Origin of the sequence: Comamonas sp. MYb69 (assembly GCF_037479315.1) — a bacterium.
GTDB lineage: Bacteria > Pseudomonadota > Gammaproteobacteria > Burkholderiales > Burkholderiaceae_C > Comamonas.
Genome location: NZ_JBBGZG010000011.1, coordinates 162,704 through 175,875, shown reverse-complemented (window position 1 = coordinate 175,875; position 13,172 = coordinate 162,704). Strand labels below are relative to the sequence as shown.

The window sequence follows — 13,172 nt, the reverse complement described above, 5'->3', positions numbered from 1 at the left end:
GTGCAAAGTCACACGCAGATCAGTGCTTGATCACGTCGGCGCCAAACCACTTCTTGGCGATTTCTTCGGCCTTGCCGTCCTTCTTCATCTCAGACAGCACGTCGTTGATCTTGTTGCGGGTGGCTTCGTCGTCCTTGCGGAAGCCCACGCCATAGTCTTCAGTGCCAAAGTCTTCAGCCAGCACCACATAGTTGTCAGGCTTCTTGGAGACCAGGTAACGGCCCACGACCTCGTCCACCACCACCACGTCCAGACGGCCAGCTTCCACGTCCATCAGCGCAGCGATGTTGTCGCCAAACAGCTTGGTTTCCTTGAATTGGGCGGACAGCTCCTTGTCCTTTTCCATCGCGGTCACGGCGCTGGAGCCTTCCTGGGCGCCAACGATCTTGCCTGCCATGTCGGCCTTGGTCTTGATCGGCGAGCCGGCCTTCACGATGATGATCTGCTTGTTGACCATGTAGGGGTCGGTGAAGAGGATCTTTTCCTTGCGCTCTTCCAGAATGGTCAGGCCATTCCACAGTGCATCGACGCGCTTGCCCAGCAGCTCGGCTTCCTTGGCGTTCCAGTCGATTGGCTTGAATTCCACTTCGATGCCAGCGCGCTTGGCCGCTTCGCGGGCCATGTCGATGTCAAAACCCACGATTTCGTTCTTCTCGTCACGGAAACCCATGGGCGGGAAGTTGTCGTCCAGACCCACCACCAGCTTGGTGACCGCCGCCGCAACAGGCGCAGGCGCGGGTGCTTCAGCCGCAGGCTTGGGCGCATCATTCTTGCCGCAAGCGGTGAGCAAGGCAGTCAGCGCCAGGGTGGCAACGAAAGAACGTTTTTTCATGTGTCTCAACCAAAGAGAAAGACAAAATAAGAGCACTTGGCTTGTTTTGTACAAGCATCAGCGTGCAGGCGAATCTCGTATTGTCTCCGATCACACGAAATTCGTGTCGCTTGTGTGGAAAACTCTGCCGGCCTAGTCGGACGTCCGCAAGCCGCTACGATGGCTGCCCCGGCTGCCATCTGGCGACCAGGGCATCTTGACATCACGGCCGTCTCTTGCCGCGCGTGCATGATTTACAACACTGGCGGCCCCTTATTTATGACCACCCTCTCGCCCGAACTGCGCAAGGCCTTTGAAGAAACCCAGTACCACGTGCTGAACCAGACCCCGTTCATCCTGCAGCTGGGCCAGGTCCAGGCAGCGCTTGGCGCCCTCTACCAGCAGCACCAGACCGATTGCAGTTGCTTCATCACCGCCTTCAACCCCATGGGCGAGCTGCTGGACAAGGACGAGAACATCGAGCGCCATGCCCAATTGGGCCGCGCGCTGGGCACTGCCGGCTTTGCCGCGCTGCCCGCCGTTGCCCAGCACCCTGCCAACGGCTGGCCGGCCGAGCCTGGGTTTCTCGTCATCGGCATGGGCCGCGACGATGCCCAGCGCTGGGCCGCGCAGTGGGAGCAGTTGGCGGTGGTATGGACCAGCGCCGACATGGTGCCCCAGCTGTTGGAAACCAAGGTACCCGGCTGGATGCGCTGACCCCGACTGTCAACCCTTTGAGAGGAAAACCCATGCTGTTGATCGTTGGCACCGTCCGCCTGCCCGCCGCGAACCTGGAACGCGCCCTGCCCGCCATGCAGGCGATGGTGGAAGCCTCACGCGCCGAGCCAGGCTGCCTGGAATATGGCTACGCCCAGGATGTGCTGGTGCCCGGGCTGATCCACGTCAAAGAGCTCTGGAGCGACCAGGCCGCGCTGGATGCGCACTTTGCCTCCAGCCATATCCAGGCCTGGCGCGCTGCCTGGCCTGCGCTGGAGATGGGCGAGCGCAATCTGCGCGTCTATGAGGTGGGCGCGCCGCGCAGCACCTGATCGCAGCTGGCGCCCTCCTCTCCGACGGTTCCCTTCTCCACCCCACCGCTTGCACGCCGCCCATGCCTGAATTCCACAACTGGCTCGCCTTTGGCCTCATTTCCCTGGGCATGGTCCTGACCCCCGGGCCCAACATGGTCTACCTGATCTCGCGCTCGATATGCCAGGGGCGGGTTGCCGGGCTGATCTCGCTGGGCGGTGTGGCCCTGGGCTTTGTCTTCTACATGCTGTGCGCGGCCCTGGGCATCACCGCGATCGTGATGGCCATCCCCTACGCCTATGACGCACTGCGCATTGGCGGCGCGCTGTACCTGCTGTACCTGGCCTGGCAGGCGGTCAAGCCCGGAGGGCGCTCCCCGTTTGCGCTGCGCCAGTTGCCGCAGGACAGCCCACGCAAACTGTTTGCGATGGGTTTTCTGACGAACCTGCTCAACCCCAAGATTGCGGTGATGTATTTGTCGCTGCTGCCGCAGTTCATCACACCGGCACAGGGCAGCGTTTTTTCGCAGTCGATGGTGCTGGGCTTCACGCAGATCGTTATCAGCATCAGCGTGAATGCCGCCATCGCGATGCTGGCCGGCTCGATCGCCGTGTTTCTGGCCAGCCGCCCCAGCTGGGTGCAGCTGCAGCGCTGGATGATGGGCACCGTGCTCGCAGGCCTGGCGCTGCGCATGCTGACTGAGGCCCGCAAGTAAAACCGGCGCTGCAGCCCGGGGTGGGCCGCAGCGCCTGGCAGAAACCCGCGTATCGGGCTTTGTTTACAGCTGGCTCACGTGAAAGCGCAGGTGCTCATCGATAAAGCTCTGGATGAAGTAGTAGCCATGGTCATAGCCGCCATGGCGGCGCAGTGTGAGCGGCTGGCCGACCTGGGTGCAGGCGGCTTCAAAGGCTTCGGGCAGCAGCTGCTTTTCCAGCAAGAACTTGTCGGCCAGGCCCTGGTCGACGAGGATGCCGGCCGGGTATGGCGGCTGCTTTTGCGCGGCCATCAAGGCGGTGGCATCGTGCTGCGCCCATTCGGCCTGGTTATCGCCCAGGTAGCCGGCAAAGGCTTTCTGGCCCCAGGGGCAGTTAATGGGATTGGCAATCGGCGCAAAGGCCGAAACCGACTTGAACACGCCGGGGTGGCGCAGCGCCAGGGTGAGCGCGCCATGGCCGCCCATGCTGTGGCCAAAGATGCCCAGGCGTTGCAGGTCGATCGGCAGCTTGGCGCCCAAGAGCGGCAGCAGGTCTTCGAGGATGTAGCTTTCCATGCGCCAGTGCAGCGCCCAGGGCTTGGCCGTGGCATCCAGGTAAAAACCGGCGCCCACGCCAAAGTCCCAGCTCTCTGCCTCGCCAGGCAGGCCCGCGCCGCGCGGGCTGGTGTCGCAGGTGACCAGGGCCACGTTCAGCGACGCCGCCAGGCGCTGGGCGCCGGCCTTGGTCATGAAGGTCTCTTCGGTACAGGTCAGGCCTGCCAGGTACAGCAGCGCGGGCACTTTCTCGCCCTCCACCGCCTTGGGCGGCAGAAACACCGAGAACTTCATCGCCAGGCCGATCTGGCTGGAGAAATGCTCATAGAAACGCTGGGCGCCGCCAAAGCAGGCATGGGCCGCCTGCAGCTTGAGGCTGGCTTGGGCTTCAGACATCGGAATTTCCTTCGCTAGGGGGTTGCGGGGATGCGGCCTGGGCGGCCGCTGCACGCAGCTTGTCTTTCTTGCTCATGCGCTTGCCCTTGATGCCGCCATTGCCGGCGTCTTCAGAGGGCGCATGCGCGGGCACCGCTTCGGTCACCGGGTACTGGTCCAGGGTCTGCAGCGCCACATCCAGCCCATTGCGCTTGGCGATCAGCTTCCAGTGCGCCAGGCTGGCGGGGGTCACCAGGCTGATGGCCAGGCCCGAGATACCGGCCCGGCCGGTACGGCCGATGCGGTGGGTGTAGTCGGTGGGCGATCGCGGCAGGTCGTAGTTGATGACCAGGGGCAGTGCCTCGACATGGATGCCCCGCGCGGCCAGATCGGTGGTGACCAGCACCTGCCACTGGCTGCTGCGGAACTCCTGCAGCACCTGCTGGCGCGCGCCCTGGCTCAGCTCGCCATGGAAGGCGGTGGCGCTGATGCCCTTGTCATAAAGCTTGTTGGCCACATGCTCGGCGCTGTAGCGGCTGGCCACAAACACCAGCATGCGCTGGCCGGCGTACTGGGTGACCAGCTCACGCAGCCAGGCCGTGCGCTTGGCGGCATCGAGGTAGTAGGCCTCCTGCACGATGGTGGCGTCCTGCAGGTGGGTCGAGGCGATCTCCACCGTCTCATGCGTGGCACGCAGCAAGGTGGGCACCAGCGCCTGCACCGCCGGGGCAAAGGTGGCCGACAGCAGCAGGGTCTGGCGCTGCTCACGCGCGGGCACCAGGCCCAGCACGCTGTGCAGCTCCTCGGCAAAACCCAGGTCCATCAAGCGGTCGGCCTCGTCCAACACCAGGGTGCTGATGGTGTCCAGCCGCAGCTTGCTGTGCGCCACCACATCGAGCAGGCGCCCGGGAGTGGCAATCACCAGATCCACGCCGCCGCGCAGGGCCAGCAGCTGGGGATTGATGGAGACACCACCAGTGAGCACGGCCACCTTGGGGCGGCGGCCCAGGGCCTCGCCAACAAAGTAGACCAGCTCGGCCACCTGGGTGGCCAGCTCGCGCGTGGGCACCAGGATCAAGGCCTGCGTCTCGTGGCGGCCCGCCTGGCCTGCCGCGTCGCTCAGCATCCAGGCCTGCATCAGCGGCAGCACATAGGCCGCCGTCTTGCCCGAGCCGGTGGGCGCGCAGCCCAGCAGATCACGCCCGTCCAGAATGGCCGGAATGGCTTGGGTCTGGATGGCCGTGGGTGCAACCAGGCCATGGGCCTGGGCAGCGTGGGCCAGCGACGGAGCAAGGCCAAGAGAGGTAAAAGACATGGATTTCAATGGTGCGGGCCGGGCCGCAGGGACAACAAGCCTCGCATTGTCGCCCCTGGCAGCGCCGCCAGCGCTGCGCAGGACTATTGCAGCGCATGCTGGCAGCCGGCGCTGGTCAGGTTCGGCCAGCAGTGCCTAGCTGGCGTAATTGACCACCGAGCGGATCGACTTGCCTTCATGCATCAGGTCGAAAGCCTCGTTGATCTTGGCCAGACCCATGGTGTGGGTGACAAAGGGTTCGAGCTTGATCTTGCCGGCCATCGCGTCTTCCACCATGCCGGGCAGCTCGCTGCGGCCCTTGACGCCGCCAAAAGCAGTGCCCAGCCATTTGCGGCCGGTCACCAGCTGGAAGGGACGGGTAGAGATTTCCTGGCCCGCGCCCGCCACGCCGATGATCACGCTCTGGCCCCAGCCACGGTGCGCGCATTCCAGCGCTGCACGCATCACCTGGGTGCTGCCGATGCATTCAAAGCTGTGGTCCACGCCCCAGCCGGTCATCTCGACGATCACTTGCTGGATCGGCTTGTCGAAATCCTTGGGGTTGATGCAGTCGGTCGCGCCAAAGGTCTTGGCCAGCTCGAACTTGCCGGGGTTGGTATCCACCGCAATGATGCGGCCAGCCTTGGCCAGCTGCGCGCCCTGGATCACCGCCAGGCCAATGCCACCCAGACCGAACACGGCCACGGTATCGCCCTCTTGCACCTTGGCGGTGTTCTTCACAGCACCCAGGCCGGTGGTCACGCCACAGCCCAGCAGGCAGACCTGCTCGGGGTTGGCATCGGGGTTGACCTTGGCCAGCGACACCGCTGCCACCACGGTGTATTCCGAGAACGTGGAGCAGCCCATGTAGTGGTAGATCGGCTCGCCGTTGTAGCTGAAGCGCGTGGTGCCATCGGGCATCACACCCTTGCCCTGGGTGGCGCGCACCGCCACGCAGAGGTTGGTCTTGCCACTTTTGCAGAACAGGCATTCGCCGCACTCTGCCGTGTACAGCGGAATCACGTGGTCGCCCGGCTGGACGCTGGTGACGCCCTCGCCCACTTCCACCACGATGCCGGCGCCTTCATGGCCCAGCACCGCCGGGAAGATGCCTTCGGGGTCATCACCGCTCAAGGTGAAGGCATCCGTGTGGCACACGCCCGTGTGGGTGATCTTGACCAGCACTTCGCCCTTCTGGGGGGGCGCAACGTCGATCTCGACAATCTGCAAAGGCTCTCCGGCTTTGAAGGCAACAGCGGCGCGGGATTTCATGGGTGGACTCCTTGTAGGTCAAACGATGGACAAATATTCATAACACGGACGCTGCCCAGCCGCGAGACAGCGAGGAAGGCCCAACGCCGGCCGCGCCGCCCCGCACCGAGGCTGTCGTCCCCCTGCCCGCATGGCACCGCCATGCGAGAGCGGGGGGAAGGCGCGCAGCGCCACAGGGGGTGTTCATTTCAAGTACGAACGCAGTAGCGACAGCATTTCATCAATATCCGCCTGCGATGGCGCTGGCTGCTTGGCCATGGTCTCGCGCATATGGCCATCGAGCAAGTCGGCCATCAGGCCGTGTACGGCCCCGCGCATGGCGGCGAGCTGCTGCAGGATGGGGGCGCAATCACTGCCCGCCTCCACCGCCCGCTCCAGGGCCTCCGCCTGGCCCTTGATGCGGCGCAGGCGGGTGATGGCGCGGTGCTTGTCTTCGGCGTTATGGGGCATGGCAGGCGGTGTTCGCAACGGCGCAAAAGCACGCCAAACTCAGGTACTGGGCTAGAGTATAAATGCAATTTATAAAAATTACATATGAAAAATAGATGAAAACCCCTGGTACCCCCTGGGGGTATGCTGGATATCTCGAATTCTCTCAGGCCGAGCAAGTATAAAAAAAGACCGCAGCCTCGGCTGCGGTCTTGGGTAGGTGGGTGGCTAGCGGTTTTAGCGCGGCAGATCGCTCCAGCCCATCAGGTACTCGTCGATGGAGCGGGCAGCCTGGCGGCCTTCGCGGATGGCCCAGACCACCAGCGACTGGCCACGGCGCATGTCGCCAGCGGCAAACACCTTGTCCACATTGGTGGCGTAGCCGCCTGTGAAGTCGGTGGTGGCGCGGGCGTTGCCACGGGCGTCCTTGTCGACGCCAAAGGCTTCCAGCACCGGCGAGACCGGGTTCACAAAACCCATGGCCAGCAGCACCAGGTCGGCGGGCCATTCCTTTTCGGTGCCCTTGACTTCGCTCAGCTTGCCGTCCTTGAACTCGACCTGCACGGTGGTCAGGCTCTTGACCTTGCCCTTGTCACCATTGAAGGTCTTGGTCGAGATCGCGAACTCACGCACGGCGCCTTCTTCGTGGCTGGAGCTGGTGCGCAGCTTGATCGGCCAGTAGGGCCAGACCAGGGGCTTGTTTTCCTCTTCGGGCGGCATGGGCATCACCTCGAACTGGGTGACGCTCTTGGCGCCGTGGCGGTTGCTGGTGCCCACGCAGTCACTGCCGGTGTCGCCACCGCCGATGACGATGACGTCCTTGCCATCCGCACGGATCTGGCCCTTGAGCTTGTCGCCGGCATTGATCTTGTTTTGCTGGGGCAGGAACTCCATCGCGTAGTGCACGCCGTCCAGCTCACGGCCGGGCACGGGCAGATCGCGCGACTGCTCGGAGCCGCCGGTCAGCAGCACCGCGTCGAACTCGGACTTGAGCTGCTCGGGCGAGACGGTTTCCTTGGCCCAGTTGGTGACCTTGCTGTCCTTGCCCAGGCCATCCTTGCCGGCCACCAGCACACCGGTGCGGATGGTCACGCCTTCGGCTTGCAGCTGGGCGGCGCGGCGGTCGATGTGCAGCTTGTCGAGCTTGAAGTCAGGGATGCCGTAGCGCAGCAGGCCGCCAATGCGGTCGTTCTTTTCGAACAGGGTCACCGCATGGCCTGCACGTGCCAACTGCTGGGCAGCGGCCATGCCGGCAGGGCCGGAGCCGACCACAGCCACCTTCTTGCCGCTCTGGTGCTTGGCGGGGCGCGCCTGCACCCAACCCTCTTCCCAGGCACGGTCAATGATGGCGTGCTCGATGGACTTGATGCCCACCGGGTCGTTGTTGATGTTCAGCACGCAGGCTGCTTCGCAAGGCGCGGGGCAGATGCGGCCGGTGAACTCGGGGAAGTTGTTGGTCGAGTCCAGCACATGAAAGGCTGCCGCCCAATCGGCGCGGTACACCAGATCGTTGAAATCCGGAATGATGTTGTTGACCGGGCAGCCGCTGTTGCAGAACGGCGTGCCGCAGTCCATGCAACGGGCGCCTTGCTGCTTGGCCTGCTGCGAGTTCAGGCCAACAACAAATTCCTTGTAGTGCTTGAGGCGATCTTCAACGGGTGCATAACCCTCGTCGATACGCGCAAATTCCATAAAGCCTGTGACTTTTCCCATGATCGATCTCTTGCTTGGCTGCTGCCCGCGCCGCGTTGGCGGGGACAGCAATCGTGGTCATTAATAAGGGGCTGGGTGCTTGGCGGCCAGGCCGCCAGGGCCTCACTTTGCAGCGGCGTCCACACTCTTCTTGGCCGAGGTCTTGGCCTTGGCGACCTGCGCCTTGGCTTCGGCGCGGGCATGGATCTCACCCAGCGCGCGCTTGTACTCGGTTGGGAAGACCTTGACGAATTTGCTGCGCACTTCCGCCCAGTTGTCCAGCAGATCACGGGCACGCTTGCTGCCGGTCCAGCGCAGATGGTCGGCGAGCAGGCGCTTGAGCTGCGCTTCGTCGGTCTGGCCGTTGTGCCAGATGCCCTTGTCGATGCTGGCCTCCTGCTCGGACTGGCTCAGCACCTTGTCCATGGTCACCATCGTGGTGTTGCAGCGGCTGGCGAACTGGCCGTCCTCGTCATAGACGTAGGCCACGCCACCGCTCATGCCGGCTGCAAAGTTGCGGCCGGTCTTGCCCAGCACCAGCACGGTGCCGCCGGTCATGTATTCGCAACCATGGTCACCCGTGCCTTCGACCACGGCCGTGGCACCCGACAGGCGCACCGCAAAGCGCTCGCCAGCAACGCCGCTCAGGAAGGCCTCACCGGTGGTCGCGCCGTACATCACGGTGTTGCCCACGATGATGTTCTTGTGCGCTTCGCCACGGAAATCCAGGCTCGGGCGCACCACCACACGGCCGCCGGACAGGCCCTTGCCGGTGTAGTCGTTCGCGTCGCCGACCAGGTACAGGGTGATGCCGTTGCACAGGAAGGCGCCAAAGGACTGGCCGCCCGTGCCTTCGACACGGATGTGGATGGTGTCGTCAGGCAGACCTTCGGCATGCACCTTGGTCACCGCGCCCGAGAGCATGGCGCCCACGGTGCGGTTCACATTGCGCACGGTCTCCAGGATCTTGACCCGCTCGCCCTTGTCGATGGCAGGACGCGACTTCTCGATCAGGATGTTGTCGAAGGCCTTTTCCAGACCATGGTCCTGGTTTTGCGTGTGGTAGAGCGGCACATCGTCCGCCACTTCGGCACGGGCCAGCAGGCGGTTGAAGTCCAGGCCCTTGGCCTTCCAGTGGGTGATACCGGCCTTCATGTCCAGCAGATCAGCACGGCCCACCAGATCGTCGAACTTGGAGATACCCAGCTGGGCCATGATCTGGCGCGCTTCTTCGGCGATGAAGAAGAAGAAGTTCACCACATGCTCGGGCTTGCCGCTGAATTTCTTGCGCAGCTCGGGGTCTTGCGTGGCCACACCCACCGGGCAGGTGTTGAGGTGGCACTTGCGCATCATGATGCAGCCCTCAACCACCAGCGGTGCGGTGGCAAAGCCGAACTCATCAGCGCCCAAGAGTGCACCAATCACCACGTCGCGGCCGGTCTTCATCTGGCCGTCTGCCTGCACCCGGATACGGCTGCGCAGGCCGTTGAGCACCAGGGTCTGCTGGGTTTCGGCCAGGCCGATTTCCCAAGGCGAGCCCGCATGCTTGATCGACGACCAGGGCGATGCGCCCGTGCCGCCGTCATGGCCGGCGATCACCACATGGTCGGCCTTGCACTTGGCAACGCCGGCGGCAATCGTGCCCACGCCCACTTCGGACACCAGCTTGACGCTGATCGACGAGTGCGTAGCGACATTCTTCAGGTCGTGGATCAGCTGGGCCAGGTCCTCGATCGAGTAGATGTCGTGGTGCGGCGGCGGCGAGATCAGGCCCACACCAGGCACCGAGTAACGCTGCTTGCCGATGTACTCGGTCACCTTGCCGCCAGGCAACTGACCGCCTTCACCGGGCTTGGCACCCTGCGCCATCTTGATCTGGATCTGGTCCGCAGAGGCCAGGTACTCGGCCGTCACACCAAAGCGGCCCGATGCCACTTGCTTGATGCGCGAGCGCAGGCTGTCGCCGTCTTGCAGCACGTAGTCCGATTCGATCTGGTCCTTGCCGATGATCGACGCCAGCGACTCGCCCTGCTTGATCGGGATGCCCTTCAACTCATTGCGGTAACGGGCGGGGTCTTCACCGCCTTCGCCGGTGTTGCTCTTGCCGCCAATGCGGTTCATCGCCACGGCCAGGGTCACATGGGCTTCGGTACTGATCGAGCCCAGCGACATGGCGCCGGTGGCAAAGCGCTTGACGATCTCGGCCGCCGATTCGACCTGCTCGACCGGGATGGCCTTGGCAGGGTCGATCTTGAACTCGAACAGGCCACGCAAGGTCATGTGGCGCTTGCTCTGGTCGTTGATCAGCTGCGCATATTCCTTGTAGGTGTTGAAGCTGTTGGCGCGGGTCGAGTGCTGCAGCTTGGCAATCGCATCGGGGCTCCACATATGCTCTTCACCACGGGCACGCCAGGCGTATTCGCCACCGGTGTCCAGCATGGTGGCCAGCACCGGGTCGTTGCCAAAGGCCGCCTTGTGGCGGCGGATGGCTTCTTCACCGATCTCGAACACACCCAGGCCTTCGACGCGGCTGGAGGTGCCGGTGAAGTACTTGTCGATGGTTTCGCTGTTGATGCCGACGGCCTCGAACAGCTGCGCACCGCAGTAGGACATGTAGGTGGACACACCCATCTTCGACATGATCTTGGACAGACCCTTGCCGATGGCCTTGATGTAGTTGTAGATCGCCTTGTCTGCCGACAGATCGCCGGGCAGGTGCTTGTGGATCGAGGTGATCGTCTCGAGCGCCAGGTAGGGGTGCACGGCTTCGGCACCGTAGCCGGCCAGCACGCCGAAGTGGTGCACTTCGCGGGCGGTGCCGGTTTCCACCACCAAACCGCAGGCCGTACGCAGGCCTTCGCGGATCAGGTGCTGGTGGATGGCCGACAGCGCCAGCAGTGCCTGGATGGCCACGCGGTCCTTGCTGACACCCTTGTCGCTGATGATCAGGATGTTGTTGCCGGTCTTGATCGCATCAACCGCTTGTGCGCACAGCGAAGCCAGGCGCGCTTCCACGCCTTCACTGCCCCATTCCAGCGGGTAGGTGATATCGAGCACGGCCGAGCTGAACTTGCCAGCGGTGTGCGAGCGGATGTTGCGCAGCTTGACCATGTCGGTGAAGTCCAGCACCGGCTGGGTCACTTCCAGACGCAGCGGTGGGTTCACCTGGTTGATGTCGAGCAGGTTGGGCTTGGGGCCGATGAAGGACACCAGGCTCATCACAATCGCTTCACGGATCGGATCGATCGGCGGGTTGGTCACCTGCGCGAACATCTGGCGGAAGTAGTTGTACAGCGGCTTGTTCTTGTCCGAGAGCACAGCCAGCGGGCTGTCATTGCCCATCGAGCCAATGCCTTCTTCACCATTGGCGGCCATCGGGCTCATCAGGAACTTGATGTCTTCCTGGGTGTAGCCAAAGGCCTGCTGCAGGTCCAGCAACTCGGGCGACTGCTGCTCATCGGCAATCGCGCCGAACTCTTGCGAGGCCTTGGCCTGCTGGTCGACCTGCGATTCGCCGGCCACGGGCTTGACCACATCGTCCAGGCGGATGCGCAGGTCTTCGATCCAGCGCATATAGGGCTTGGCATTGGTCAGCGAGGACTTGACTTCCTCGTCGTCGATCAAGCGGCCCTGGTCCAGATCGATCAGGAACATCTTGCCAGGCTGCAGGCGCCACTTGCGCACGATCTTGTGCTCGGGCACGGGCAGCACGCCCGATTCGGAGCCCATGATGACGAAGTCATCGTCGGTCACGCAGTAGCGGGCAGGGCGCAGGCCGTTGCGGTCCAGGGTGGCGCCGATCTGGCGGCCATCGGTGAACACGATCGACGCGGGGCCATCCCAGGGCTCGATCATCGCGGCATGGTATTCATAGAAAGCGCGGCGGCGCGAATCCATCGTGGCGTGCTGTTCCCATGGCTCGGGGATCATCATCATCACGGCCTGGGCCAGCGGGTAGCCCGCCATGGTCAGCAGCTCCAGGCAGTTGTCGAAGGTGGCCGTGTCGGACTGGTGCGCAAAGCTGATCGGGTAGAGCTTTTGCAGGTCGTTGCCCAGCACGGGCGAGCTCATCACGCCTTCGCGGGCACGCATCCAGTTGTAGTTGCCCTTGACGGTGTTGATTTCACCGTTGTGCGCCACATAGCGGTAAGGGTGGGCCAGTGGCCATTCGGGGAAGGTGTTGGTCGAGAAGCGCTGGTGCACCAGGCCCAGCGCCGAGACGCAGCGTTCGTCTTCCAGATCACGGAAATAGGTGCCCACCTGGTCGGCCAGCAGCAAACCCTTGTAGATCACGGTGCGGCTGCTCATGCTGGGCACGTAGTACTCTTTGCTGTACTTGAGCTGCAGGTTCTGGATCGCCGCGCTGGCGGTCTTGCGGATCACATACAGCTTGCGCTCCAGCGCATCCTGCACGATCACATCGGCGCCACGGCCAATGAACACCTGGCGGATGACCGGCTCTTTCTCGCGCACGGTGGGCGACATGGGCATTTCGCGGTTGACCGGCACATCGCGCCAGCCCAGCAGCACCTGGCCTTCGGCCTTGATGGCGCGCTCGAGCTCTTCCTCGCAAGCCAGACGCGATGCATGTTCCTTGGGCAGGAACACCATGCCCACGCCGTATTCGCCAAACGGCGGCAGCTTGACGCCCTGGGCGGCCATCTCGTCGCGGTAGAGCGCGTCGGGCAGCTGGATCAGGATACCGGCGCCATCACCCATCAGCTTGTCGGCACCCACCGCACCCCGGTGGTCCAGGTTCTCCAGAATCTTCAGAGCCTGGGTCACGATGGCATGGCTCTTCTGGCCCTTGATGTGGGCCACAAAACCGACGCCGCAGGCATCGTGTTCCAGAGTCGGGTCATACAGACCCTGAGCTTGCATGTGCTCGCGTGCAGAAGCCGACATGGCGCAATCCTTCAAATAATCTATCGCGGGAAAGTCAATGTAGAGCAGCTGGCAATACCCGAGCAAGATTTTTATTTAGGGTCAGATACCAATTATTTTCAAATGATTTTTCTCAA

General features: G+C 63.4%; 10 protein-coding genes. 3 read left to right on the top strand and 7 right to left on the bottom strand.

The window, feature by feature from the left end; genetic code table 11:
* Positions 1-19: 19 nt before the first annotated feature.
* Positions 20-832: an amino acid ABC transporter substrate-binding protein gene (locus WH303_RS16340; RefSeq protein ID WP_021026089.1), complete on the bottom strand. Its 813-nt coding sequence runs from the start codon at positions 830-832 to the stop codon at positions 20-22.
* Positions 833-1,090: 258 nt separating this feature from the next.
* Here WH303_RS16340 and WH303_RS16335 point away from each other — a divergent pair, with 258 nt between their 5' ends.
* The 3 genes from WH303_RS16335 (at position 1,091) to WH303_RS16325 (ending at position 2,555) form a co-directional block, all read left to right on the top strand.
* Positions 1,091-1,528, top strand: a complete 438-nt coding sequence (locus tag WH303_RS16335) for a DUF3293 domain-containing protein (RefSeq protein ID WP_339519792.1) — start codon at positions 1,091-1,093, stop codon at positions 1,526-1,528.
* A gap of 32 nt (positions 1,529-1,560) precedes the next feature.
* On the top strand, positions 1,561-1,860 hold the full coding sequence (locus WH303_RS16330; protein ID WP_339519791.1) for a putative quinol monooxygenase: 300 nt from the start codon (positions 1,561-1,563) through the stop codon (positions 1,858-1,860).
* Positions 1,861-1,922: 62 nt separating this feature from the next.
* Positions 1,923-2,555 carry a LysE family translocator gene (locus WH303_RS16325; RefSeq protein ID WP_339519790.1) on the top strand — a complete coding sequence of 211 codons (633 nt, stop codon included), beginning with the start codon at positions 1,923-1,925 and terminating at the stop codon, positions 2,553-2,555.
* A gap of 63 nt (positions 2,556-2,618) precedes the next feature.
* On the opposite strand, the gene fghA is transcribed toward WH303_RS16325, so the two are convergent.
* From fghA to WH303_RS16295, 6 genes are all read right to left on the bottom strand, one after another.
* Positions 2,619-3,485 (bottom strand): S-formylglutathione hydrolase, encoded by an 867-nt coding sequence (gene fghA / locus WH303_RS16320; RefSeq protein ID WP_339519789.1) that lies wholly within the window; start codon positions 3,483-3,485, stop codon positions 2,619-2,621.
* On the bottom strand, positions 3,478-4,779 hold the full coding sequence (locus WH303_RS16315; protein WP_339519787.1) for a DEAD/DEAH box helicase: 1,302 nt from the start codon (positions 4,777-4,779) through the stop codon (positions 3,478-3,480). Before WH303_RS16315 ends, fghA begins: the two co-directional genes overlap by 8 nt.
* A 135-nt stretch (positions 4,780-4,914) precedes the next feature.
* On the bottom strand, positions 4,915-6,030 hold the full coding sequence (locus WH303_RS16310) for an S-(hydroxymethyl)glutathione dehydrogenase/class III alcohol dehydrogenase (RefSeq protein ID WP_116926434.1): 1,116 nt from the start codon (positions 6,028-6,030) through the stop codon (positions 4,915-4,917).
* A gap of 183 nt (positions 6,031-6,213) precedes the next feature.
* Positions 6,214-6,480, bottom strand: a complete 267-nt coding sequence (locus WH303_RS16305; RefSeq protein WP_021026096.1) for a metal/formaldehyde-sensitive transcriptional repressor — start codon at positions 6,478-6,480, stop codon at positions 6,214-6,216.
* Between the two features lie 216 nt (positions 6,481-6,696).
* Positions 6,697-8,172: a glutamate synthase subunit beta gene (locus WH303_RS16300; protein WP_339519786.1), complete on the bottom strand. Its 1,476-nt coding sequence runs from the start codon at positions 8,170-8,172 to the stop codon at positions 6,697-6,699.
* Between the two features lie 102 nt (positions 8,173-8,274).
* Positions 8,275-13,056 (bottom strand): glutamate synthase-related protein, encoded by a 4,782-nt coding sequence (locus tag WH303_RS16295; RefSeq protein ID WP_339519784.1) that lies wholly within the window; start codon positions 13,054-13,056, stop codon positions 8,275-8,277.
* Positions 13,057-13,172: the final 116 nt, after the last annotated feature.